This window comes from Sphingomonas panni, assembly GCF_022664435.1.
Lineage (GTDB): Bacteria > Pseudomonadota > Alphaproteobacteria > Sphingomonadales > Sphingomonadaceae > Sphingomonas > Sphingomonas panni.
In genome coordinates, this window is sequence record NZ_JAKREU010000011.1 from 12,262 (window position 1) to 36,329 (window position 24,068).

The 24,068-nt window shown below is 65.1% G+C and carries 20 protein-coding genes; 14 read left to right on the forward strand and 6 right to left on the reverse strand.

The window, feature by feature from the left end:
- The first annotated feature begins 20 nt into the window (after positions 1–20).
- On the forward strand, positions 21–1,532 hold the full coding sequence (locus MF609_RS17180) for a replicative DNA helicase (RefSeq protein WP_242417372.1): 1,512 nt from the start codon (positions 21–23) through the stop codon (positions 1,530–1,532).
- Between the two features lie 126 nt (positions 1,533–1,658).
- Here the strand turns inward: MF609_RS17180 and MF609_RS17185 are convergent, their stop codons facing one another.
- Positions 1,659–5,060 (reverse strand): TonB-dependent receptor, encoded by a 3,402-nt coding sequence (locus MF609_RS17185; RefSeq protein ID WP_242417373.1) that lies wholly within the window; start codon positions 5,058–5,060, stop codon positions 1,659–1,661.
- Between the two features lie 357 nt (positions 5,061–5,417).
- On the opposite strand from MF609_RS17185, the gene MF609_RS17190 reads away from it, so the two are divergent.
- The 13 genes from MF609_RS17190 (at position 5,418) to MF609_RS17250 (ending at position 20,235) form a co-directional block, all read left to right on the forward strand.
- Positions 5,418–6,935, forward strand: coding sequence for a tryptophan halogenase family protein (locus MF609_RS17190; RefSeq protein WP_242417374.1), 1,518 nt, complete (start codon positions 5,418–5,420; stop codon positions 6,933–6,935).
- Positions 6,935–8,371 carry a tryptophan 7-halogenase gene (locus tag MF609_RS17195; protein ID WP_242417464.1) on the forward strand — a complete coding sequence of 479 codons (1,437 nt, stop codon included), beginning with the start codon at positions 6,935–6,937 and terminating at the stop codon, positions 8,369–8,371. Before MF609_RS17190 ends, MF609_RS17195 begins: the two co-directional genes overlap by 1 nt.
- Entirely contained in the window at positions 8,368–9,876 is a 1,509-nt protein-coding gene (locus MF609_RS17200) for a tryptophan halogenase family protein (protein ID WP_242417375.1), read from the forward strand. Before MF609_RS17195 ends, MF609_RS17200 begins: the two co-directional genes overlap by 4 nt.
- The gene (locus MF609_RS17205; RefSeq protein ID WP_242417376.1) at positions 9,873–11,384 is read left to right on the forward strand and encodes a tryptophan halogenase family protein; all 1,512 of its coding nucleotides are present in this window, start codon (positions 9,873–9,875) and stop codon (positions 11,382–11,384) included. Before MF609_RS17200 ends, MF609_RS17205 begins: the two co-directional genes overlap by 4 nt.
- A gap of 224 nt (positions 11,385–11,608) precedes the next feature.
- Entirely contained in the window at positions 11,609–12,802 is a 1,194-nt protein-coding gene (locus MF609_RS17210; RefSeq protein WP_242417377.1) for an MFS transporter, read from the forward strand.
- Positions 12,799–13,857 (forward strand): sugar phosphate isomerase/epimerase family protein, encoded by a 1,059-nt coding sequence (locus MF609_RS17215; protein ID WP_242417378.1) that lies wholly within the window; start codon positions 12,799–12,801, stop codon positions 13,855–13,857. The genes MF609_RS17210 and MF609_RS17215 overlap by 4 nt, the downstream gene beginning before the upstream one ends.
- Positions 13,854–15,002 (forward strand): Gfo/Idh/MocA family protein, encoded by a 1,149-nt coding sequence (locus MF609_RS17220; protein WP_242417379.1) that lies wholly within the window; start codon positions 13,854–13,856, stop codon positions 15,000–15,002. Before MF609_RS17215 ends, MF609_RS17220 begins: the two co-directional genes overlap by 4 nt.
- A complete protein-coding gene (locus MF609_RS17225; protein ID WP_242417380.1) occupies positions 14,999–15,376 on the forward strand; it encodes a c-type cytochrome in 378 nt (125 codons plus the stop codon). Before MF609_RS17220 ends, MF609_RS17225 begins: the two co-directional genes overlap by 4 nt.
- Positions 15,373–16,287, forward strand: a complete 915-nt coding sequence (locus tag MF609_RS17230) for a hydroxypyruvate isomerase family protein (RefSeq protein WP_242417381.1) — start codon at positions 15,373–15,375, stop codon at positions 16,285–16,287. Before MF609_RS17225 ends, MF609_RS17230 begins: the two co-directional genes overlap by 4 nt.
- Before the next feature lie 13 nt (positions 16,288–16,300).
- Positions 16,301–17,128, forward strand: coding sequence for a 3-keto-disaccharide hydrolase (locus tag MF609_RS17235; RefSeq protein ID WP_242417382.1), 828 nt, complete (start codon positions 16,301–16,303; stop codon positions 17,126–17,128).
- Complete coding sequence (locus MF609_RS17240) at positions 17,125–17,700, forward strand: gluconate 2-dehydrogenase subunit 3 family protein (protein ID WP_242417383.1); 576 nt, start codon at positions 17,125–17,127, stop codon at positions 17,698–17,700. The genes MF609_RS17235 and MF609_RS17240 overlap by 4 nt, the downstream gene beginning before the upstream one ends.
- Positions 17,697–18,530: a sugar phosphate isomerase/epimerase family protein gene (locus tag MF609_RS17245; RefSeq protein WP_242417384.1), complete on the forward strand. Its 834-nt coding sequence runs from the start codon at positions 17,697–17,699 to the stop codon at positions 18,528–18,530. Before MF609_RS17240 ends, MF609_RS17245 begins: the two co-directional genes overlap by 4 nt.
- Before the next feature lie 28 nt (positions 18,531–18,558).
- Positions 18,559–20,235: a GMC family oxidoreductase gene (locus MF609_RS17250; RefSeq protein WP_242417385.1), complete on the forward strand. Its 1,677-nt coding sequence runs from the start codon at positions 18,559–18,561 to the stop codon at positions 20,233–20,235.
- A gap of 67 nt (positions 20,236–20,302) precedes the next feature.
- Here MF609_RS17250 and MF609_RS17255 read toward each other — a convergent pair whose 3' ends face one another.
- From MF609_RS17255 to MF609_RS17275, 5 genes are read right to left on the reverse strand one after another with little or no spacing between them, the layout of a single operon-like run.
- Positions 20,303–20,770 carry a hypothetical protein gene (locus MF609_RS17255; protein WP_242417386.1) on the reverse strand — a complete coding sequence of 156 codons (468 nt, stop codon included), beginning with the start codon at positions 20,768–20,770 and terminating at the stop codon, positions 20,303–20,305.
- Positions 20,771–20,812: 42 nt separating this feature from the next.
- Positions 20,813–21,598: a phosphoadenylyl-sulfate reductase gene (locus tag MF609_RS17260; protein ID WP_242417387.1), complete on the reverse strand. Its 786-nt coding sequence runs from the start codon at positions 21,596–21,598 to the stop codon at positions 20,813–20,815.
- Positions 21,591–22,016, reverse strand: a complete 426-nt coding sequence (locus MF609_RS17265) for a DUF934 domain-containing protein (protein WP_242417388.1) — start codon at positions 22,014–22,016, stop codon at positions 21,591–21,593. Before MF609_RS17265 ends, MF609_RS17260 begins: the two co-directional genes overlap by 8 nt.
- Positions 22,013–22,420: a Rid family hydrolase gene (locus MF609_RS17270; protein WP_242417389.1), complete on the reverse strand. Its 408-nt coding sequence runs from the start codon at positions 22,418–22,420 to the stop codon at positions 22,013–22,015. Before MF609_RS17270 ends, MF609_RS17265 begins: the two co-directional genes overlap by 4 nt.
- Positions 22,413–24,047, reverse strand: a complete 1,635-nt coding sequence (locus MF609_RS17275; protein WP_242417390.1) for a nitrite/sulfite reductase — start codon at positions 24,045–24,047, stop codon at positions 22,413–22,415. The genes MF609_RS17270 and MF609_RS17275 overlap by 8 nt, the downstream gene beginning before the upstream one ends.
- Positions 24,048–24,068 lie beyond the last annotated feature (21 nt).

Genomic DNA, 24,068 nt, shown 5'->3' on the forward strand with positions numbered 1-24,068 from the left:
CGGGAGTGGGAGAGGGGGGCATGGCTACTGTTCACAGCATCGGCGGGGGTACTCCCCCGCAACCGCCGCGCGTGCCCCACAATGTCGACGCGGAGGCCGCGCTGCTCGGCGCGATGCTCATCGACAATGGTCTTGCCGACGATATGGTCGAGCGGCTGGATCTCGAACATTTCTACGACCCCGCCCATGCGCGCATCTTCGAACGCATCCGCGACGTGCGCCGCACCGGCATGATCGCCAGCCCCGTGACGCTCCGACCGATGTTCGACGGGGACGAATTGCTCGCGGCGCGCGGCGGCACGCAGTACCTGATCGAGATCACCGGCAGCAACGCGAGCCTCATCGGCGCTCGGCAGTTCGCGCAGCAAATCTACGATCTGGCGCAGCTGCGCGCATTGATTACCGTCGGGCGTACGCTGGTCGAAAACGCCACCGACACCTCGACCGAGGTCGATCCGAAGAAGCAGATCGAGGCGGCGGAAGAAGCGCTGTTCAAGGTCGCGGCGGAGGGCACCACCGCCAATGCGGTCAAGTCGTTCGCGCAGGCGACGACCATGGCGGTGCGCATGGCCGAACGCGCGATGAATTCGGGTGGCGGCCTGTCCGGCGTCACCACCGGGCTCGATTCGGTCAACGGCCGGATCGGCGGTATGCACCACAGCGATCTCATCATCCTTGCCGGCCGTCCCGGCATGGGGAAGACGTCGCTCGCCACCAACATCGCATTCAACGCGGCGCAGCGCTACATGGACGACCAGCGCGCGGGCATGGAAAAGGGCAAGTCGGTCGGCGCGAAGGTCGCGTTCTTTTCGCTGGAAATGTCCGCCGATCAGCTGGCCACGCGTATCATGGCGGAGCAGGCGGCGATCAGCTCCGAAGCATTGCGCATGGGCAAGATTCGCAAGGAGGATTTCACCCGCCTCGCCAACGCCGCCGCCGATCTGGAGCAGTTGCCGCTCTATATCGACGATACCGCCGGCCTCTCCATCTCCGGTCTGCATACCCGGGTCCGCCGCTTGCAGCGCAAGCTGGACGGCGAATTGGGGTTGGTGGTCGTCGACTATCTCCAGCTGCTCCAGGGATCGGGCAAGGGCAGCGACAACCGCGTGCAGGAAATCTCGGAGATTTCGCGCGGGCTAAAGACGCTGGCGAAGGATATCGGCGTACCGGTGATGGCGCTGTCGCAGCTGTCGCGTGCCGTCGAGCAGCGCGAGGACAAGCGTCCGCAGCTGTCCGATCTTCGCGAATCCGGCTCGATCGAGCAGGACGCCGACATGGTCTGGTTCGTCTACCGCGAGGACTATTACGTCGCGGCAAAGGAGCCGAAGCGTCCGCGCGACGGCGACGATGCCAAGGTGTTCGAGGACCATGCGAAATGGGCGATGGACATGGAGCGGGTCTACGGCCTCGCCGAACTCATCATCGCCAAGCAGCGTCACGGTGCGACGGGCAAGGTCACGCTGAAGTTCGAACCGCAGATCACCAAGTTCAGCGACTATGCCGGTGGCGGGTTCAGCGGGCTGGACGAATAGAAGCGCACCTGCACGGGGCGTGGGATTGGCGAAAATTTCAGCGGTCGCTGGAACCATGTTCCCGGCTCGCACAAAAGAATTGGGGAGGCGCCATCAGGCACCTCCCCAGTTGTTCCGTTCCGGGGTTTATATGCGGAACAACGCGCCGATGACGATCCGACGATCGTTCAGGAAGCTGAACCGGTCGTACTTCTGGCCACCGGAGTCGATGATGCCGTAAGCCTTGCTCTTGGTATCCAGAATGTTGGCGATCGACCCGCGCAGCTGAAGGTTGCCGATGTTGAACTTCAGCGATGCGTCGAGGAACCCGGCGGTGTCGGCGTAGATCGGGTTGCCCGTCACATAGTCGCGATAGGTCAGCAGGTAGGACGAGCGCCAGTTATAGGCGAGGCGCGCCTCGACCACCTTGTCCTGATAGATGGCAACCGCATTGGCGATATGCTTCGACTGGCCGGTCAGGTCGCTGACACCCCAGCGGAACACCTGCGTCACGTCGTCCGGCACGCCGTCGCCATCGGCATCGGCACCGTTGCCCGGCGGCGTCGTCTTCGCATCGATGAAGGTGTAGTTGCCCTGGAAGCCGAGATGCTTCAGCGGTCCGGGCAGGAAGTCGAAGAACTGCTGATAGCCGATCTCGACACCCTTTACCGTCGCCTTCGCCTGATTGACCGGGCCGTTGTAGACGATGTTCAGCGTCTTCCCGTCCAGCGTCGTGGTGCCCAGCGACAAGTCGCCGTTGGTAATGATGTTCTGCAGCTTCTTGTAAAAGCCCGCGACCGACAGGTAGCCACCCTTGAAATACCATTCGTAGGACAGGTCGAAATTGTCGGCGGTCGTGGGCTTCAGGAACGGGTTGCCGCGACTGACGCGGATTTCGCTGGCCGAGATGTCCTGGGCACCACGATCGACCCCGAACAACGGGTCGTTGCGATCGGTAATCTGCGGATACCGGGTGGTCGTCGTGGTGATGACATATTCCTGCGACGCGCGCAGGTCCTGTACGTTCGGCCGGCTCAGCCCCTTGCTGTAGCCGAAGCGGAACAGCATCTCGCGGTTCAGGTTGAACTTCATGTTGAACGACGGGAGCCACCGTTCGTCGACCAGGTTGAGCGTGGTCGGAATCGCGGCCTGTTCCGCATAGGCAACCGCTTGCGGCGCGAAGTCGCGAATGTCGTCGCGGCTTTCGGCGTTGTCGGTGCGCAGGCGCTGACCCGTGGTCGGATCGAACGTATATTGGCAGTTCTGCTGACCAGCGCCGCCTGCCGGATTACAGGACGGCAGATCGGGGTTGAACGGCCGGAACGCCTGAAAGCCCGACGATTGCAGTTCGGTGCGCGAATACCGCACGCCGACATTGCCGTCGGTCGACATGTCGCCGTCGAAGTCATGCTTGAAGTCGACGCGAATATAGGCGTTCTTCGTCCGTTCGGTGATGTCGGACGTATCTTCGGGGCGATAGACGCCCCGGCCGAACCGCGTACCATCGTCGATCCCGCGCGGTACCCAGTTGCCCAGCGTGGTGAGCTGCGGTTCGCTGGCGATATATTTGCGGAATGCCGAATAGTCGTTGAGGATGTTGTGGTTCACGAACACGAAGTCCGTGTTGTTGCCCTGAACGACGCCGTCCCCACGGAAAAAGTCCTTGTAGCTGACTGCTTCAAAGCCCTTGCTCGGGTCCTGGAACGTGCCGGCGATGCCATAGCCCCCGGCCCATGCCGGCGCGATCGCGCCCCAGTTGAGCGCCATTTCGGAATTGACCTGGCTGCGTTCGGCGAAGCGCGCACCGAACTTGATGCTGTCGAACCAGCCGGCAAGGCCATCGCCGCCCGACACGTCATAGGCGGCGTCGCCGCGCAGCGCATACAGGTCGCCCTTGCCATTCTGGAACTGATCCGCCGCGAACTGGAAGTTCGCGCCGTTGAAGTCGGCCGAACTGGTCGGCGACGGGATGTAGACGCCGGGCGTGGTGACGACGCCGTTGGTGGTGATCGGATCGCGATCGCCGGTGAAGCGGGTGTTGCCCGGATTGAACCGGTGCGCGGGATCGATGAAGAATTCCACGCGCGGATGGTCGAGGTCCGGCTTTACGTAGAAGTTGAAGTAGCTGTTCATGCCACCCCAAATCTGACGCTGCCGCGCATCGGCCTTCGTATATTGCCCGTCGAGCGTCACATAGAAGCGGTCGGTCGCATTCCATTTGACGTTGAGGCTGAAGTCCTCCGTCGTGGCCTCTTCCTGCTTGCCGACGCCGAGCATGCCGATGTCGCGACCGCGCGCGCCGGTCCACGAATCGTTGTTGCTGGTGACCAGACCCGATTCCATAAGGCCGCCGCGCACCGGATACAGGGTTTCGCAATCGCCGGGCTGGACCGGCCGGCCGCCGGGGCCGCTGCATAGCGGCAGGCCGCCCGATCCCCAATTCTTGTCGAGCTGCAGGTTCTGCACGCCGACCTGAACGCCGCCATTATGGTCCGGGAACCATTCCAGCGTCTGTTCGACGCTGTTGATCTTCGATTCGACGCGAATGTATTTGAACGTCGCCTGCAGGCTGTCAGTCCGCCACTGCAATGCGCCATAGTAGCTGATCCGGTCGCGATCGAACTGGGTGTTGCGCAGCTGGAAGCCGGGGGTGATGCCGACGATGCGCGACGGATCGGCACCAATGAACTCGTTCGCCCGCGTATCGTCGTTGAAGGCGGTGGTTTCGGGAACGTTGCCGTTGGCATCGAGGACGCGCGGGATCGGCGGGCTTTGCTGCCAGCCGTTGATGCGCGAATCGAGGCGCGAACGCGAATAGGAGCCAAGGATGCCGAATTCGCCGATCCCGGTCTGGAACCGCTTGCCCGCCGTGATGCTGCCCTGTGGCGACCATTTCTTGCGCAGGTCGGAATAGGTGCCGTCGACCGCGATGACGAACAGATCCTTCTTGCTGTCGAACGGTTCCAGCGTGCGCAGGTTGATCGACCCGCCGATGCCGCCTTCGATCAGGTCGGCGCTCTGGTTCTTGTAGACGTCGACGCCGCCGACCAGTTCGGGCGGAATGCTGGAAAAATCGAGCGCGCGGCCGCCATTCGCCGAGAAGGCGTCGCGACCGTTGAATTCCGAGCGCACGAAGCCGAGGCCGCGGACGAGGTTGCCGCGCCCTTCGGGTGACGGAAAGTCGGGGCTGGCCCCGCCGGTGGGGAAGCGCGAGATGGTGACGCCTGGAATGCGACCGATCGCTTCGGCGACCGACAGGTCGGGCAGGGTCGCGATGTCCGACGCGGTGATCGAATCGACGAAGGTCGACGATTTCCGCTTGATCTCCTTGGCCGATTCCAGCGCGGCGCGGATGCCGGTGACGACGATTTCGGTATCCGACGTCGTGGCCTGCGGCCCCTGCGACGTGACGGCTGGTTCACCTTCGGGGTCGGTCGCGGCGCTCTGTGCCGATGCGAGCGACGGCGTCATCGCGAGGGTCAGCGCCGATGTCGCCATCAACAGGCACTTGGCCGAGCTGGACCGCAGGCGGAATCCCGGTGTTCTCATCACAATATCCCCTCCCTGAAGCGGCCGTTATCTCGGCCGTCCTGGTTTCCCCGTTTCACCGATCCGTCGTGTCGCGGGTCGTTTCTCTGGCCGACCCGGACCGATCAGTATCGGCTACGACCGACCGCATATCTGATCCAATATAGTCGGACAAGATAGCGGTAACATTTTTCGTGATCGCGTTGACAATTTGTCACGGAATCGTGCTTTTCATAAAGCGATAGAATAATTTCAGCTGTTACCATTGCTGCGGTGCGGCGAAGTCTGGCAAAGGACTTTAAAAGTGATCCGTATTGCTATGTTGATCCGCGAAGGACTGTTGATGCCAGGGTGCAGTTTTATCGGGGTTGACCCGGCGTGAGGGATGGCGCGATCGCATCAGTGTGTATCGTCGGCGGCGGTACCGCCGGATGGATGGCCGCCGCTGCACTAGCGAACAGACTGGCGGGTTTGAACGTGGCGGTCCGGCTGATCGAGTCGGAGGAGATCGGTACGGTCGGGGTCGGCGAGGCGACGTTGCCGCATATCCGCGCCTTCAACACCACGCTCGGGATTGCCGAACCCGAACTGATGCGGGCGACCGAGGCGACCTACAAGCTGGGCATCGAATTCTGTGACTGGGGCCGAGTCGGCGACCGGTACATCCATCCCTTCGGCAACTACGGGCCGAGCGACGACGCGATCCCATTCTACCATCAATGGCTGCGACTGCGGACGATGGGGGGCGCGGGTCGGCTGGATGACTATTCCTATCCGATCGTCGCCGCCGAGCAGAACCGCTTCCGCCATCCCGCCAGTGAACCGGGACGGGTCGAATCGAGCTTCGGCTATGCCTATCAATTCGACGCGTCGCTCTATGCGCGCTTCCTGCGTCGCTATGCCGAAGCACGCGGTATCGAACGGATCGAGGGCAAGGTCGTCGATGTCGCGCTGGACGGCACCGCTGGGTTCGTCCGCCATGTCACCATGGCGGACGGCCGGGTGGTTGGGGGCGACCTGTTCATCGACTGTTCGGGGTTTCGCGGGCTGTTGATCGAAGGCGCGCTGCGGTCGGGCTATGACGACTGGAGCCGGTGGTTGCCGTGCAACCGCGCGGTGGCGGTGCCGACCGACAGCCACGGGCCGCTCGGCCCCTATACCCGGGCGACGGCGCGGACGGCGGGGTGGCAGTGGCGCATTCCGCTGCAGCACCGGGTCGGCAACGGCCATGTCTATTGCAGCGACTTCATCTCCGACGACGATGCGCAGCAGCAGCTGGTCGACAATCTGGACGCGCCGATGCAGGCGGAGCCGCGCCGGCTGCGCTTCACGACCGGGCGGCGGCGCGACTTCTGGAAACGCAACGTCGTGGCGATCGGGCTGGCGAGCGGGTTTCTCGAACCGCTCGAATCGACGTCGATCCACCTGATCCAGGACGGGATAACCGAATTGCTGGCGCTGTTCCCCGATCAGGGCTTCGCGGCGGAGGATATCGACGAATATAACCGGCGCATGGCGCTGCATTTCGAACGGGTGCGCGACTTCCTGCTGCTGCACTACGTCGCGACGGAGCGGGACGACAGTCCGATGTGGCGGCATTTCCGTGCGCTGACCCTGCCCGACAGCATGCGGCACAAGATCGATACGTGGCTGACGCGCGGCTATGTCGTACCCTATCAGTTCGGGTTATTCCTGCCGCCCAGCTGGGTGGCGGTGATGCTGGGGCAGGGGCTGGTGCCGAAGGGGTATGACCCGCGGGTCGCGGGGATCGAGCCCGGCGCGCTGGCGAAGCGGGCGGCGGCGCTTCGGGCGGAGGTTGCCGCGGCGGTGCGAGCGACCCCGGACCATGCCGATTATATCCGGCAGTCGCCTGCCGCCGCCGGACTGGCTGCGTGATGGTCGGCGTCGAAGCGGGTGCGCCAGCCGGGCGCATCCTCGTCTGTGGCGATGGGCTGGCGGCGCGGATGACGCTGGCGGCGCTGGCGCGGCAATTGCCGCCGGCGATGGCGATCCTATGGGCGCGGGGCGGGCGGCAGGACGATAGCGACCTGTTCTATGGCAATGTCACCGGCCCTTCCGCTTATGCCTTCAACCTGTCGGCGGGGGTGGATGAGCGGCAGGTGATGCTCGACAGCGCCACCGCCTTCTCCTGGGGCACGCGCTATGCGCGCTGGGGGGGCGGCCGGGGATGGATGCAGTCGTTCGCGCTGCCCTTTCCGGTGATGGATGGGGTGCAGTTCCACCAGTATCTGTCGATGGGTGGCGCGGACGGGATCGATCCGTTCGTTGCCGGATTGCAGGCGGCGCGGCGGGGCGTCTTCGTCCATCCGCCACGCGCCACCGGCAAAGGCGCGGTGCATCCGCTGTCGCGCGCCGAATATGGCTATCAGTTCGATCCTGCCGACTATGCGCGGCTGTTCGACGTGTCTGATCGGGTCGAGCGGGTGGCCGGAACGATCGCCTCGGTCATGGTGGCGGAGGGCGGTATCGCGGGCGTGGCGATGGACGATGGCCGTGTCGTGACCGCCGACCTCTATGTTGATGTATCGGGGCCGGCGGCGCGGTTGCTTTCCGCCCTGTCAGAGGATGCGGCTGCGGGTCGCCGCATCGCCATCGCGGTCAGCAATCTGCCCGACGACGATCAGGCACCCTTGCGCACGATCCGGGCGACGCCCGACGGATGGGAAAGCGATACGCCGCTCAAGGGGCGCACGCGGCGGACCGTCGTTGGCGCGCCAGATAGCGTGGAAGGCGCGCAGGCGACCTTGGGCCGAAGGTCGCGCGCGTGGGTCGGCAACTGCGTCGCGATCGGGCAGGCGGCGGGCGTGGTCGAGCCGCTGACGCCCGCGCCGATGCTGCTGCTGGAGCGCGATATCGAACGGCTGCTGGCGCTGATCCCGGTATCGGCCGATCGCACGGTGGAGGCGGCGGAATATAATCGCCGGTGCGCCGAGGATTACGACCATGCCGCATTGTTCCAGCAGGCGTTCTTCGCCGCCGATGGGCTGCCGGACGGCCCCTATTGGCAGGCGGCACGGGCGGAAGCGGTGCCGGAGAAGCTGGCGCGCAAGCTGACCATGTTCGAACGGCGCGGCGTACTGGTCGCCTACGACCTCGAGCCCTTTCACCCGGAGGACTGGCTGATCCTGCATTTCGGATTGGGGCATCGCCCGGCGCGGCACGATCCGCTGGCCGCCCGCGCGGACAGGGGACAGGTCGCCATGTTCCTTTCCAACATGGCGCGCGAGATCGAACAGGGCGTGGCGACCCTGCCGCCGGCCCGCGTCTATCGTACGCAACTGGAGCAATATCTGCGGAAGGCCGCGTCGTGAGCGCGCCGCTGCTCCGCCGGATCGTGATCGTCGGCGGCGGATCGGCCGGCTGGATGACCGCTGCAGCGCTGTCCAGCCTGCTGGACCCGAAGGACGTCGCGATCACATTGGTCGAATCCGATGCGATCGGCACGGTGGGGGTGGGCGAGGCGACGATCCCGGACATCCTCGCCTTCAACCGGCTGCTGGGCGTGAACGAAGCCGAGTTCATGGCCGCGACGCAGGCGACGTTCAAGCTGGGGATCGAGTTCGTCGACTGGGGCGCGAAAGGGGATCGCTACATCCATCCCTTCGGCCAGCATGGCGTCGACATGCAGGGGATCGATTTCCACCAATATTGGCTGCGCGCCCGCGAGGACGGCGCGACCGACGGGATCGAGGCGTACAGCCTGTGCGCGGTCGCGGCGCAGGCCGGGCGGTTCGTGCTGCCCGATCCCAATCCGCGGTCGGTGCTGTCGCAGATTCGCTATGCCTATCATTTCGATGCGACGCTCTATGCCCGGTTCCTAAGGCGCTATGCCGAGGAACGCGGCGTGGTGCGGGTCGAAGGGATGGTGGGAGAGGTCCGGCAGGATGCGCAGGGCGATATTGCCGCGCTGATCCTGGCGGACGGGCGCGAGGTCGCGGGCGACTTCTTTTTCGACTGCACCGGGTTCCGCGCATTGCTGAGCGGCGATACGCTCGGCACCACTTTCGTCGACTGGAGCCATTGGCTGCCCTGCGATACCGCACTCGCGGTGCCGAGCGGCCATGCCGGGCCGCCGATGCCCTATACCCGATCCACTGCGCGCGACGCCGGCTGGCAATGGCGCATCCCGACCCAGCACCGGGTCGGCAACGGCCATATCTTTTCGAGCGCGTTCCAGTCGGAAGAAGCGGCGCGCGACGTGCTGCTCGCGAACCTCGACGCGCCGGCGCTGGCCGATCCGCGCAGGATCAGTTTCCGGGCGGGATGCCGCGACACGTTCTGGCGGGGCAACTGCATCGCGATCGGGTTGGCGGCCGGGTTCCTCGAACCGTTGGAATCGACCTCGATCTATCTGATCCAGGAAGGGATCAGCCGCTTCATCTCGCTGTTTCCCAGGGGCAACATTCCCGACATCCTGCGCACCGAATATAACCGCCACATGCGGACCGAGTTCGAGCAGGTGCGCGACTTCATCATCCTGCACTATGCGGCGACGACACGCGACGACACGCCGTTCTGGAACTACTGCCGAACCATGAGTCTGCCCGACACGTTGCTGCACAAGATCGAACTGTTCCGGGAGACGGGACGCGTATTCCGCTACAATGACGAATTGTTCTCGCGGCCGAGCTGGGTCGCGGTCATGCTGGGGCAAGGTATCGTGCCGAGGACGAGCGACCCGATCGTGGCGACGCTGCCGACCGGCGAAGTGGCGCACAGCCTGGCGTCGATGCGGGGCGCGATGGCGGCGGCGGTGCAACGGATGCCGACCCATGCCGAGTTCCTGTCGCGCTATTGCCCGGCGGTGGCGGCATGAAGGACGGCAATATCCGCAGCATCACCGTTGTCGGCGGCGGCACTGCCGGATGGATGGCCGCCGCCGCCTTTTCCCGCATCCTGTCGGGCAGCGATATCGCGATCCGCGTGGTCGAATCCGAAGCGATCGGCACGGTCGGCGTGGGTGAGGCGACGATACCGCACATTCAGTATTTCAATCGCCTGCTGGGCATCGACGAGGACGAATTCGTCCGGCGGACCTGCGCAACGTTCAAGCTAGGCATCGAATTCGTCGACTGGGGCAGGATCGGCGAGCGATATATCCACCCCTTCGGCACCTATGGTCAGGAGATGGAGGGGCTGCACTTTCATCATTTCTGGTACCGGCAGGCGCAGATGGGCGGGGCATTGCCGCTCGACCGTTACAGCATCGGCGTCGGCGCGGCGAAGGCGGGCAAGTTCCAGCGTCCCGACCATAGCCGGCCGGGATCGCCGCTCGGCGGTATCGCCTATGCGTTCCAGTTCGATGCCGCGCTCTACGCGCGATATTTGCGCGAACGGGCCGAAGCGGCGGGCGTCCTGCGGGTCGAGGGCCGGATCGTCGATGTCGCGCTGAACGGTGCGAACGGTCATGTCGACCATGTGGTGCTGGATGATGGCCGCAGCGTGGGCGGCGACCTGTTCATCGATTGCTCCGGCTTTCGCGGCCTGCTGATCGAAGGGGCGTTGCGCGCCGGCTATGACGACTGGAGCCAATGGCTGCCGTGTGATCGTGCCGTCGCGCGACCGTGCGCGCGGGTCGGCGATCCGACGCCCTATACCCGCGCCACCGCGACCAGTGTCGGATGGCGCTGGCGCATCCCGCTGCAATCGCGGACCGGCAACGGCCATGTCTATTGTTCGGACCATGTCGATGACGACACCGCGCTGGCGATGCTCGATGCGGCTCTGGACGGGCAGACACTGGCCGAGCCCAATTTCCTGCGGTTCACGGCGGGCGTCCGGCGCAAGGCGTGGGACCGCAACGTCGTCGCGCTGGGACTGGCATCGGGCTTTCTCGAACCGCTGGAATCGACGTCGATCCATTTGATCCAGACGGGGATCGCACGGCTGCTGACCAACTTTCCCGACCGCTCGTTCAACCAGTCCGACATCGATTATTACAACCGGCGGACCCGCGCGGAATATGAACAGATTCGCGACTTTCTGATCCTGCATTACAAGGCGACGGCGCGTGACGACAGCCCGCTCTGGCGCCGGTGTCGCGACATGGCGATCCCCGATTCGCTGGCCGAGCGGATGGCGATCTTCCGCGAGAACGCACGGCTCTATCGCCACGACAACGAACTGTTCAGCGAGACGAGCTGGCTGGCGGTACTGCACGGCCAGAATGTCGTGCCGAAGCGCTATCACCCGATCGCCGACCTGCTGAGCGATGCCGAACTGGACAACCGGATGACCCGAATCGCCGCGGCAATGGATGCGGGCGTGCGGGCGATGCCGGACCATATGGCGTTCATCGATCACCATTGCCGCAGCCCGTCGTGAGAGTGGCTGGATATCAGGACGCTACGGTAGGGCGGCCATTTCCAAGCGCGATATCTGGCAACCAAATTTTCGAAATGCGGTGAAACCGGTTACATTGCACTTTACACCGGTGCCGGACCAACCTAGCCTCGCGAGCAAATAAGCAGACAAAACCGCGGAGGGGATGGCGCATGGCCATTGCGGAGGGTGTTGGACGTCACAGTCGCGCGTCGGTCGAGGGCGGAATGACCGTCCGGCTGAGCGCATTGATGTTCATGCAGTTTTTCATCTGGGGCGCGTGGCAGGTCACGCTGGGCCTCGTGATGCAGACGGTCGGCATCGGCAATTTGATCGGCAACGCTTTTTCGATGGGGCCGATCGCGTCGATCGTCGGGTCGCTGCTGCTCGGCATGGTTGCGACACGCTATGTCGCGCCCAAGATGCTGATGGTGATCCTGCATCTGGTGGGCGGCGTTCTACTGTTCCTGATGCCGTCGCTCATCACGCCGGAGCGGGGCGGGACGTTCGTCTGGCTGCTGCTGGGCTACATGATCCTTTACATGCCAACCGTCGGCCTCGCGAACACCATCGCGCTCAAGAGCTTCGGCGAGCGGACCGACAATTTCCCGTTCGTCCGTGCGTTCGGCACGATCGGCTGGATAGCGTCGGGCCTCCTCATCGGCTGGGCCGGGCTGTCGGCCAGCCCGCAGATCTTCACCGTCGCGGCGGTCGTGTCGGTGGCGTTGGGTCTCTACAGCATCACCCTGCCGACCGTGGAGGCCGACAAGCCGCAGGGCGGCAGCGTGCTGGCGCAGGTATTCTGCGTCGAGGCGTTCGGCCTGATGCGGCAGAAATCCTTCCTGATCTTCATCCTGTGTGCGACGCTGATCTCGGTCCCGCTGGCGATGTATTACGCCTATGCCTCGCCCTATGTCGGTGCGGCGGGAATCGAGAATGTGGGTGGCACGCTCGCCATCGGGCAGATGTCCGAACTGGTCTTCATGTTCTCGATGCCATGGCTCTATCGCCGCTTCGGAGTGAAGCCGCTGCTGCTGGTCGGGATGGCCGCATGGGCATTGCGTTATGCGCTGTTCGCGATCGGTGACGGCGGATCGGGCATCTGGGCGATCTATCTGGGCGTTGCGCTGCACGGCGTCTGCTACGACTTCTTCTTTGTCGCGGGGGCCATCTACACCGGCATCATCGCCGCGCCGAAGGGCGTGAACGCGCAGGCGCAGGGAATGCTGACGCTGTTCACCTATGGCGTGGGCATGCTGCTCGGGTCGCAGATCGGCGCACTGCTCTATGCGCAGCTGCCCGCCGCCCCGACCATCGCCGACTGGCAGGGCATGTGGGTCTATCCGGCGGTCGCCGCCGCCGCGATCGCGCTGCTGTTCCAACTTACCTTCCGCGATGACCGCAAGGAGACGCTGGCATGACGGGAATGAAGGGACCGGGCATCTTTCTCGCCCAGTTCATGGGTGCGGAAGCGCCGTTCGATACGCTGGAGAACATGGCGGAATGGGCCGCCGGCCTTGGCTATGTCGGGGTGCAAATCCCGTGCGACAGCCGGCTGATCGACCTGAAGACCGCATCGGAAAGCCAGGATTATTGCGACGAACTGACCGGCAAGCTGGCGGCGCACGGCATCGAGGTGACCGAGCTGTCGACCCATTTGCAGGGGCAACTGGTCGCGGTCCACCCCGCCTATGACACGCTGTTCGACGGCTTTGCGCCCAAGGAAGTCCATGGCAAGCCTGCCGAGCGGCAGGTCTGGGCAGTCGATCAGGTCAAGATGGCGGCGAAGGCCAGCGCGAAGCTCGGTCTGAAGGCGCACGCGACCTTTTCCGGCGCGCTGGCATGGCCCTATGTCTATCCGTGGCCGCAGCGTCCCGCCGGGCTGGTCGAGGAGGCGTTCGCCGAACTGGCGCGGCGCTGGACTCCGATCCTCGACGTGTTCGAGGATAATGGCGTGCATTGCGCGTTCGAGGTTCATGCCGGCGAAGACCTGCACGACGGTGCGACCTGGGAGCGCTTCCTAGAGGCGGTGAAGGGCCACAATGCCGCGCGGCTGCTGTTCGATCCGTCGCATTATGTGCTGCAGCAGCTCGACTATCTCGACTTCATCGACCGCTATCACGACCGCATCTCGTGCTTCCACGTCAAGGACGCCGAGTTCAACCCGACGGGGCGCTCGGGCGTCTATGGCGGCTATCAGAACTGGATCGATCGCGCCGGGCGGTTCCGCTCGCTGGGCGACGGGCAGGTCGATTTCTCGGGCGTGTTCAGCCGCATGGCGCAGTACGGCTATGACGGCTGGGCGGTGCTGGAATGGGAATGTGCGCTGAAGAACTCGGCGGACGGCGCGGCCGAGGGTGCGCCGTTCATCGAAGCGCATATGATCCGCCTGACCGACCATCCGTTCGACGATTTCGCCAAGAGCGGTGTGGATCGCGCCGCGATCCGCAAGCTGATGGGACTGTCCCCGGAATGAGCGGCAAGCGACCCCTGAAGCTCGGCATGGCCGGCGGTGGCGAGGGTGCGTTCATCGGCGCGATCCATCGCCATGCCGCGGCGATGGATGGCGACTGGCAGCTGGTCGCCGGTGCATTCAGCAGCGATGCCGGCCGCAACGCGCGCAGCGGCGACGCGCTGCACCTCGATCCCGCGCGCGTCTATGGCAACATCCATGCGCTGATCGCGGGCGAACTGGCCTTGCCGGTGGGGGAGCGGATCGATGCGCTGGCGATCGTCACGCCGAACCATCTGCACGCGCCGATGGCGATCGCGGCGCTGAATGCTGGCATCCATGTCTTTTGCGAAAAGCCGATGGCGATGAATGGCGACGAGGCCCGCGCCATCGCCGCCGCCGCAGAGGCCGGTGGGGCGAAGTTCGCGTTGGCGTTCACCTATAGCGGCTATCCGCTGGTCGAAGAGGCGCGGGCCCGCGTCGCACGCGGCGATCTGGGCAAGGTCCGGGTCGTGCAGGTCGAGTATCTGCAGGGCTGGCTGAGCCTGCCGATCGATGGCGAGGGCAACAAGCAGGCCGAATGGCGCACCGATCCGGCCAAGGCGGGGCTGGGCGGGTGTCTGGGTGATATCGGTACCCATGCATTCCATCTGGCCGAGCATGTCGCGGGGATCCGCGTCGACGCGCTGTCAGCCGATCTGACCACGCATGTGCCGGGACGCCGGCTGGACGATGACGTCAGTGCGCTGCTGCGCTTCGACGGTGGTGCGCGGGGCACGCTGAAGGCCAGTCAGGTCGCGGCGGGCGAGGAAAACGGTTTGAAGCTGCGCGTGTCGGGCGAACGGGGCACGCTCGAATGGGCGCAGATGGAGCCGAACACGCTGACGCTGCGATGGCTCGACCGGCCGACCGAGGTCGTGCGGGCCGGCGGGCCGGGGCTGGGCGCTTCGACGCAGGCGCTGCTGCGTACACCTTCGGGTCATCCCGAAGGCTATATCGAGGCTTTCGCCAATCTGTATCGGGGCTTTGCCGCCCGGATACGGGGCGACGACGAACGGTTCGTGCCGGGCCTGACCGATGGCTTGCGCACCATGGCATTCATCGAGGCGATGATCGCAAACGCCGCGTCGGACGACAAATGGACCCATGTATCGGGAGAGTATCGATGAAATTCTTGATGGGGATCGCCATCGCCGGGACCGGCGCGACCGTCGCGCTGCTCGCCACCGCCACGCCGACTACCGCCCAGACACCGGCACCGGCCGCGTTCAACGCGTGCAAGGCGTGCCATACCGTCAACAAGGGCGGGCGCAACGGCATCGGCCCGAACCTGAACGGTGTGGTCGGACGTCCGGCGGCATCTGTCGCCGGCTTCAACTATTCGCCGGCGCTCAAGGGCTCGAAGCTGCGCTGGGATGCCAAGACGCTGGATGAATATCTGGCGGCCCCGGCCAAGAAGGTGCCGGGCACCCGGATGCCGATCGCGACGCCCGATGCGGCGAAGCGCGCGGCGATCATCGCCTATCTGACGTCGGCCAAATGAGCGGGGTGTCGCGCCGCACGGTGATGGCGGGCGGCGCTGCGGCGACGCTGGCGGTCGGCGTCGGCGCGGCACAGCGCCCGCCGTCCAACGCCGCGCGCTTTTCGCTGAAGTTCGCGCCGCATGAGGGCAGCTTCGCCAGCCGGGGCGGGCGGATCGAACAGATCGCCTATGCCGCCGACCAGGGCTTTACCGCCTGGGAGGACAACGAGGCGGGCTTGCGCAGCGTCGCCGAACAGACGGCGATGGCGAAGGCGCTGCAACAACGTGGCATGACCATGGGCGTGTTCGTCGCCTCCATGCCGAAATGGGCGCAGTCGCGGCCGATCCTGGGCGCGACCGACGGGGCGGAGCGAGAGGCGTTCCTCGCCGACATCCGCGCCTCGATCGACGTCGCCAAGCGCCTGTCGGCGACGCGGATGACGGTGGTCACCGGCTTCATGGACCCGCGCGTCCCGCTGGATATCCAGACCGCAAGGGTGATCGACGTGATGCGTCGCGCGGGCGAGATCGTCGCACCGCACGGCATCGCGATGGTGATGGAGCCGCTGAACACGCGGACCAACCATCCCGGCGTCTATATGCAGACCGTCGCACAGGGCTATGCGGTCGCGCGCGGCGCGAACAGTCCGGGCGTGAAGGTGCTGGCCGACCTGTATCACGAACAGATTCAGTCGGGGAATTTGATCCCGACCCTAAGTGCCTGCTGGGACGAGATCGGCTATATCCAGTTCGGCGACAATCCCGGACGGAACGAGCCGGGCACCGGCGAAATCAACTATGCGACGATCGTCCGCTGGCTGCGCGACAAACGCTATGCCGGCGTGATCGGCATGGAACATGGCAATTCGCTGAAAGGCCGACCGGGGGAGGAGGCGCTGATCGCCGCCTATCGCCGGATCGATCAGGCTTAACGGGGAGGGACGGATGACGCTCCGCACGATGGTCGCGCTCGGCGCGACGTTGATAACGCTCTCAACATCCGGCATCGCGCAGGACAAGCCGGGCTTCAAGGATACACCGATGCTGCCCGGCGGGCAGTGGCGGGTCCACGACGCCGACCGGCCGGCACCGGTGGTGGTGGCGCCGGCCAAGGCACCGGGTGGCGCGCCGTCGGATGCGGTCGTGCTGTTCGACGGGCGCTCGCTCGACGCATGGACGCCGCAGCGCATGGCATGGCCGATCAAGGACGGTGCGATGACCGTGCCGTCGCGCGCCAGCGCCGGGGGCGAGAATGCACTGGTGACCAAGCAGAGCTTCGGCGACATACAGCTCCATCTGGAGTTCCGCAGCCCCAACCCGCCGACCAAGTCGTCGCAGGATCGCGGCAATAGCGGCGTGTGGTTCATGCAGCGCTACGAGGTGCAGATCCTCGACGGGTACCGGAACCCGACCTATGCCGATGGCACGGTGGGCGCGGTCTATGGCTGGAAGCCGCCGCTGGTGAACGCGTCGCGCGCGCCGGGCGAATGGCAGAGCTACGACATCATTTTCGAACGGCCGCGTTTCGGTGCGGATGGGTCGTTGGTCCGCCCCGCCTATGTCACCGCATTCCTGAACGGGGTTCTGGTGCAGAACCATCAGGCGATGCTGGGTACGACCATATGGCGGCAGGTCGCGAAATATACGCCGCACGGCGATGCCGCGCCGATCCAGTTGCAGGACCATGATTCGCCGGTGTCGTTCCGCAACATCTGGGTCCGGCCCCTACCCGAAGCCGCCATTGCGCAGGATTTGAAGGAGACCATGAAATGATCGACCGGAGGACGGCGCTGGCCGGCGTCGCGGCGATGTTCGGCACCGCGCTCTACGCCCCGCTCGCCCGCGCGGCCGGGGCAAGCGGTCCGGTGACGACACCGGTGCCCGCCATCAGCGAGGGGCCGCCCAGCGTGGCGGTGTTCACGCCCGCACAGCGCGCGGCGATGACGGCGCTCAGCGAACGGGTGCTGCCGACGACCGATACGCCGGGTGCGATCGCCGCGGGCGTGCCGCAATATATCGAAAAGCTGCTGGCTGACTGGTCCTATCCGGCCGAGCGCGTGCCGATCATCGCCGGACTCGACGCGATCGAGGCGAAGTCGATGGCCGACTATCGCGTGTCGACTGCAAAGGCGACGCCCGCGCAGCAGGATGCGTTGCTGACCGCAGCGATGAACGACCAGGTCACGGGCGGCAAGACCTTCTTCGAAGCGTTCCGCCAGCTGGTCATCGCCGGCTATTACACGTCGGAAATCGGCATGACGCAGGAGCGCGAATATCTGCCGGTGCCCGGCGAATATGACGGCGCCTTTCCCTATTCCAAGGTCAACAAGGTCTATAGCGCATGATGATCGATCGCAGGAACCTCCTGATCGGGGCAGGCGGCGTCGCCGCGCTCGCCGCCACCCGGACCGCCTCGGCCGCACAGATCGGCAAGGTCGGCATCCAGCTCTACACCGTGCGCGACCTGTTCCAGAAGGACCCGGTGGCGACGCTGACCTCGATTGCCAAGATCGGCTATCGCGAGGTCGAATATGGCGGCGGCGGATACGACGCCATGGACCACAAGATGCTGCGGCGGACGATGGACCGGCTGGGGCTGATGTCGCCATCGGTCCATATCGGCTATGAAGCGCTGCTCGCATCGTTCGACAAGCAGGTCGCGATGGCCAAGACGCTGGGCGCGGACACGGTCATCCTGCCGTATATGACCGACCAGTATCGCACCGAAGCGGGCTGGACGCAGGCGCTGCCCAACATAACCCGCTTCGCCCGCGACCTGCGCAAGGCGGGGTTGGGTTTTGCCTATCACAACCACGATTTCGAATTCACGGTGAAGCCGGGCGGGGTCAGCCTGTACGAACGACTGCTCAAGGAAACCGACCCGTCGTTGGTGAAGGTCGAACTCGACCTCTATTGGGTCGGCCATGCCGGCGAGGATGTCGGTGGCTGGATCGATCGGCTGGGGCCGCGCCTCTATGCCTATCACGTCAAGGACATGCGCGCCGATGGCAGCATGTGCGCGGTGGGTGCGGGCAAGACCGACTTCGCCGCACTGTTCCGCCGGCCGGGAAGCCGGGGGGTCCGCCATTTCTATGTCGAGAACGATCAGGCACCGGCGCCCTATCTGCCCGACATCACGACCAGCTATCGGACGCTGCGCGCGCTTCGCTACTGAACAAGAACGATACCCTGGGAGGGGATTTATGGCTGTCACCAACAGGTTCGACGCGATCGTCATCGGATCGGGCGTCAGCGGCGGATTCGCCGCGAAGGAACTGACCGAAAAGGGCCTGCGCGTCCTGATGCTCGACCGTGGGCGCATGGTCGAGCATATCGAGGGCTATCCCTATGACGGGAAGCCGGCGTACGAGGTGCCGGCGCGCAACATGATGCCCAAGCCGCTGATGGACAGCGACTATTTCATCGCCAAGAACGGCTATGTCGCGCCGAGCAGCCGGCAGTTCTACAATGACGACCGGCTGAACCCCTATGCCTATGACGAGGGCGAGAAATTCTACTGGATCCGCCCCGGCGCGGTCGGTGGCAAGTCTCTGATCTGGGGTCGCTGGTCGTTCCGGTGGAGCGCGGACGACTTCGCGGCGAACAAGCGCGAAGGCATCGATGGCGAATGGCCGATCGGCTATGACGACGTCGCGCCGTGGTACAGCTATGTCGAGAAATATATCGGCGTCTCGGGATCGCGCGAGAACCTGCCCTATCTGCCCGACAGCGAATTCCAGCCGCCGATGCCGATGAACGTCGCGGAGAAATGGCTGAAGACGCGGTTGGAAACGCAGTTTCCGGGACGCAAGCTGATCCACACCCGGTTGTCGAACATGACCGAGGACAAGCCCGACCAGAACCGCAGCAAGTGCCAGTTCCGCAATCAGTGCGGCAATGGCTGTTCGTTCGGTGCCTATTTCTCGACCCAGGCGGTGACGCTGCCCGCCGCGCGGGCGACCGGGCGGCTGACGCTGCAGTCGGACGCGGTGGTCACGAACCTCGAATATGACGCCGCGCGCAAGAAGGTGACCGGGGTCCGCTTCATTGATGCGAAGACCGGACAGGCGCAGACGGTACAGGCCGGCATGGTGTTCCTGTGCGCGTCGGCGATGGCATCGACGCAGATCCTGATGAATTCGCGGATGGGCGGCGGCGGTCGGAGCCATTTCGATACCAGCGGGACGCTGGGCCGCTATGTAATGGACCATATCTTCCGCGTCGGTGCGGAGGGGGAAATTCCCGGCATGACCGACCTTATCGAATTCGGACGGCGGCCGGGCGGGGTGTATGTCCCGCGCTTCCGCAACCTGAATGGCGAGGAAGGCGTCGGTTTCCGCCGCGGCTATGGCTATCAGGGCAGCGCGCGGCGCGATCCGGCGGCACCGGTCGGTTTCGGCAAGGACATGAAGCATGCCATGCGCCAGTACGGCCCGTGGAAGTTCGGCATGGGCGCATTCGGCGAATGCCTGCCCTATGCCGACAATCGCGTGTCGCTCCATGCAAACAAGGTCGACCGGTTCGGCGTGCCGCTGATGAAGTTCGACGTCACCTTCCGCGACAACGAACTGAAGATGATGGCCGATGCCCGGATCGAGGGCGAGAAGATGCTGAAGGCCGCCGGACTAACGAATGTGCGCAGCTACGAAGGAGCGCATGTCCCCGGCGATGCGATCCACGAAATGGGTGGGGCGCGCATGGGTTCCGACCCGCGCAAATCGGTGCTGAACCAGTGGAGCCAGGCGCATGATGCGTCGAACCTGTACGTCACCGACGGCGCGCAGATGGCATCGGTGTCGTGCGTCAATCCGTCGCTGACCTTTATGGCGCTGACCGCACGCGCGGCGGACCATGCGGTGCGGACGAAGGCCTGGGCGTGAGTGGCAGGTAGCGACGTCCAGGACCGGATCGTCACCCCAGCCGCCGCTGGGGTGACGTTCGTGGCTGTCAGGCCGGCGAAGCGTCGCTGGCGATATCTGGTCGAAGGCCAAGCAGGATCAGCAGCATTCCCGCCACCGCTTCCGCATCGTCGGCGGGGGCCGTTCTGCTCTCGCCATCCCGCGCCTCGAACCCGTTGTTCACGCCGAGATTGTCGAACGGCGTGAGCGTGACGATCCGGTCGCGACGTTCCAGATCGACCCGCCTGGCATCGCGCATGAAGGTCTTGAAGTTCTTGACCGCGGCCGCATCCTGGAACGGGATGAACTGTCGCTTCCACTGTTCGGGCGTCGGATCGGCGACATCGATGGCCGATGCCGAGAGCGCATCGACGATCGCCTGCGCGATCACCGCTTTCTTGGCGGACTTTCCGAACCATTTCGGGTCTGTGTCGATGGTATCGCCCGATGCGGTCCGCGACACGGTCGCGACGATGATCCGGCCGTTGGTGAAATAGGCGACTGCCGATTGCTGCATCGCGCCGCTTTGCCCGCGAACGCCAACGGGAGCAAGCGCGGGTCAGAAGCTCGGCAGGTTGGGATCGCCGTCGGGCAGCGGGGTATGGATGCCGCATTCCACCTTGTCCCATCCCGCCCAGCGGCCCGAGCGCGGGTCTTCGCCCGGCTTCACGCGATTGGTGCAGGGGGCGCAGCCGATCGAGGGGAAGCCCTGTTCGACGAGCGGATGTCGCGGCAGGTCGTGCGCGGCGAAATAGGCGTCGATGTCCGCCGGCGTCCAGGTGATCAGCGGATTGACCTTCAACCGACCCACCGCGTCCGACGTATCGAGTTCGAAGCGGGGCAGGGCGGTGCGGGTCGCCGACTGGAACGCCTTGCGCCCGGTGAAGCTGGCGTCGAAGCCGATCAGCCCGCGCGCCAGTGGCTCGACCTTGCGCAGGTCGCAGCAGCCGTCCGGGTCGTAGGACCAGCGCAGGCCTGTCGCGTCCTTCGCTGCGAGCAGGTCGGCGTCCGGCGTCAGGTTGCGGAAATCGGTCAGGCCGAGCCGTTCCACCAGCAGGTCGCGATAGGCGAGCGTTTCGGGAAAGTGCTTGCCCGTTTCGAGGAACAGCACCGGCACCGACCGGTCGACAGAGGCGATCAGGTGCAGCAGCACCGCCGACTCCGCGCCGAACGACGACACGGCGGCAATCCGGCCGAGCAGCCCTTCGCCCAGCGCCGTCGCCAGCATGTCCTGTGTCGATACGCCGTCGAAGCGGGCGTTGAGCGCCTCGGCATCGGCGACGGTGAAGCGCGGCGCGACGGCAATCCGATCGCGGATACGCAGATCGGGGTCGGCCTCAGCCATGACGCAGTTTCCAGACCGGAACGGCCGGATCGGCGGCGGCCTGATAGACATGGTCGTAGCGTTCGAGCGCACGGGCAAGTGCAGCCGGATCGACCGGGGCGGCGGGTGCGAAACTGTCGAAGCCGCAGCGGCGCATCAGCGGTATCTGATCGACCAGCACATCGCCCTCCGCGCGCAATTCGCCGACGTAGCCGGCCTCGCGCAGGATACGTCCGGCGGAATAGCCCCGCCCGTCGCGAAACTTGGGGAAGCTGACCTCAATCAGTGCCAGCCGGCCCAGATGCGGCAGGAGCAGGCGGGCATCGTCACCCGCCTCGATCCGAACGGCGGTCGCGTTCGACTGGCCGAGAAATGCATCGAGCGTCACGGCAGGTTCGTCATGCGCGGCATCGTCGCGCAGGCGCAGCGGTTGGTTCATGCCGTTTCTCCATTGTCGGGCAGGCGCGCGACGACCTTCAGTTCGAAGCGGAAACCGGCGAGCCAGGTCACGCCGGTTGCGGTCAGTGCGGGCAAGGGCGCGTCGCCCCAATATGCCGGGTGGTGCTCGAACAGCAGTGGCAGGACCGCCTCGGGATCGGTCGTGAAGATCTGCACGTCGACGACATCCGCCGGGGTGCAGCCCGCGCCGGCCAGCACCGCCGTCAGGTTGGCGAAGGCGAGCGCGACCTCGTCGGCAAGGTCGGGTTCGGGCGTCCCGTCGCTGCGGGCGCCGACCTGTCCCGATACGAACAGCAGGCCGTTGGCGCGGATCGCAGGCGAATAACCATGTTCGGCGTATAGTGCGTGTGGTGCGGCCGGGAAAACGGCGGAACGCTTACCCATAGATCGCCTCCTTGAACGGTTCCATGCCGACTCGGCGATAGGTATCGACGAAGCGCTCGCCATCGGTCCGTTCGGCAAGATAGCGGTCGGTCACGCGCTCGATCGCATCGACGACGCCGTCTTCCGAAAAGCCGGGGCCGGTGATCTTGCCGAGCGATACGTCCTCCGCTCCCGATCCGCCGAGCAGCAGCTGGAAATTCTCGGTGCCTTTCCGGTCGACGCCGAGGATGCCGATATGCCCGGCATGATGGTGGCCGCAGGCGTTGATGCAACCGCTGATCTTCAGCTTCAGTTCGCCCAGATCACGCTGCCGCGCCGGATCGGCGAAGCGGGTCGCGATCTTCTGCGCGAGCGGGATCGAGCGCGCATTGGCGAGGCTGCAATAATCGAGCCCGGGGCAGGCGATGATGTCGGTGATGAGATCGAGATTGGCCTCGGCCAGCCCGATGGCGACCAGCCGGTCGTAGACCGCGCGGAGGTCGGCCGAGCGGACATGCGGAAGGACGATGTTCTGCGCATGGGTGACCCGCAGTTCGGCGAAGCTGTACGCCTCCGCCAGATCGGCCATCGCGTCGATCTGATCGGCCGACGCGTCGCCGGGGATGCCGCCGGTCGGCTTCAGGCTGATGGTGACGATGGTGTAGCCGGCGCGCTTGTGGGCGTGGGTGTTCTGGTCGAGCCAGGCCGCGAATCCTGCGTCGCTGCGATCTATGGCTGCATCGGCAGATGTATCGGCGAAGGCGGGATCGGCGAAGAAGGCGGCGATGCGGTCGAATTCCGCCTGGGGCGGGTCGATGCCCAGCGTCTTGATATGCTCGAATTCCTCCGCGACCTCCGCACGGTACTTTTCGACGCCGATCTCGTGGATCAGGATCTTGATGCGCGCCTTGTACATGTTGTCGCGCCGGCCATAGCGATTGTAGACGCGCAGGCACGCCTCCAGATAGCTCATCAGGTCGCCGAGCGGCACGAAGTCGTTGACCAACGGCGCGATCATCGGCGTGCGGCCCATGCCGCCGCCGACATAGACCTGCGCGCCCGCCACCCCGTCACGCTGGGTGATGCGCAGGCCGATATCGTGCAGGCGCATCGCCGCGCGGTCCTCATCGGCGGCGATCACCGCGATCTTGAACTTGCGTGGCAGGTAGCTGAATTCGGGGTGGAAGGTCGACCATTGCCGCAGCAGTTCGGCCCAGGGGCGCGGGTCGGTCAGCTCGTCGGCGGCGGCGCCGGCGAACTGGTCCGAACTGATGTTACGGATGCAGTTGCCGCTGGTCTGGATGGCGTGCATCTCGACCTTGGCCAGCTTTTCCAGAATGTCGGGCGTGTCGGCCAGCTTGATCCAGTTGAACTGGAGGTTCTGGCGCGTGGTGAAATGGCCATAGCCGCGATCATAGGTGCGGGCGATATCGGCCAGCACCCGCATCTGCGTCGCGGACAGCGTGCCATAGGGGATGGCGACGCGCAGCATGTACGCGTGCAGCTGGAGATAAAGACCGTTCATCAGCCGCAGCGGCTTGAACTGATCCTCGGTCAGATGGCCCGACAGGCGGCGTTCGACCTGGTCGCGGAACTCCGCGACGCGGGCGTCGACGATCGACTGGTCGTAGGTGTCGTATTGGTACATTGCTTCTTCCTAAATCCTCCC

Excerpts from the sequence above, each read along its gene's own strand:
- MF609_RS17215 (WP_242417378.1), top strand. The coding sequence starts at position 12,799 with ATGACGGGAATGAAGGGACCGGGCATCTTTCTCGCCCAGTTCATGGGT.
- MF609_RS17225 (WP_242417380.1), top strand. The coding sequence starts at position 14,999 with ATGAAATTCTTGATGGGGATCGCCATCGCCGGGACCGGCGCGACCGTC.
- MF609_RS17260 (WP_242417387.1), bottom strand. The coding sequence starts at position 21,598 with ATGGCTGAGGCCGACCCCGATCTGCGTATCCGCGATCGGATTGCCGTC.
- MF609_RS17210 (WP_242417377.1), top strand. The coding sequence starts at position 11,609 with ATGACCGTCCGGCTGAGCGCATTGATGTTCATGCAGTTTTTCATCTGG.
- MF609_RS17255 (WP_242417386.1), bottom strand. The coding sequence starts at position 20,770 with ATGCAGCAATCGGCAGTCGCCTATTTCACCAACGGCCGGATCATCGTC.
- MF609_RS17185 (WP_242417373.1), bottom strand. The coding sequence starts at position 5,060 with ATGAGAACACCGGGATTCCGCCTGCGGTCCAGCTCGGCCAAGTGCCTG.
- MF609_RS17245 (WP_242417384.1), top strand. The coding sequence starts at position 17,697 with ATGATGATCGATCGCAGGAACCTCCTGATCGGGGCAGGCGGCGTCGCC.
- MF609_RS17195 (WP_242417464.1), top strand. The coding sequence starts at position 6,935 with ATGGTCGGCGTCGAAGCGGGTGCGCCAGCCGGGCGCATCCTCGTCTGT.
- MF609_RS17250 (WP_242417385.1), top strand. The coding sequence starts at position 18,559 with ATGGCTGTCACCAACAGGTTCGACGCGATCGTCATCGGATCGGGCGTC.
- MF609_RS17220 (WP_242417379.1), top strand. The coding sequence starts at position 13,854 with ATGAGCGGCAAGCGACCCCTGAAGCTCGGCATGGCCGGCGGTGGCGAG.
- MF609_RS17230 (WP_242417381.1), top strand. The coding sequence starts at position 15,373 with ATGAGCGGGGTGTCGCGCCGCACGGTGATGGCGGGCGGCGCTGCGGCG.
- MF609_RS17265 (WP_242417388.1), bottom strand. The coding sequence starts at position 22,016 with ATGAACCAACCGCTGCGCCTGCGCGACGATGCCGCGCATGACGAACCT.
- MF609_RS17270 (WP_242417389.1), bottom strand. The coding sequence starts at position 22,420 with ATGGGTAAGCGTTCCGCCGTTTTCCCGGCCGCACCACACGCACTATAC.
- MF609_RS17240 (WP_242417383.1), top strand. The coding sequence starts at position 17,125 with ATGATCGACCGGAGGACGGCGCTGGCCGGCGTCGCGGCGATGTTCGGC.
- MF609_RS17275 (WP_242417390.1), bottom strand. The coding sequence starts at position 24,047 with ATGTACCAATACGACACCTACGACCAGTCGATCGTCGACGCCCGCGTC.
- MF609_RS17205 (WP_242417376.1), top strand. The coding sequence starts at position 9,873 with ATGAAGGACGGCAATATCCGCAGCATCACCGTTGTCGGCGGCGGCACT.
- MF609_RS17180 (WP_242417372.1), top strand. The coding sequence starts at position 21 with ATGGCTACTGTTCACAGCATCGGCGGGGGTACTCCCCCGCAACCGCCG.
- MF609_RS17235 (WP_242417382.1), top strand. The coding sequence starts at position 16,301 with ATGACGCTCCGCACGATGGTCGCGCTCGGCGCGACGTTGATAACGCTC.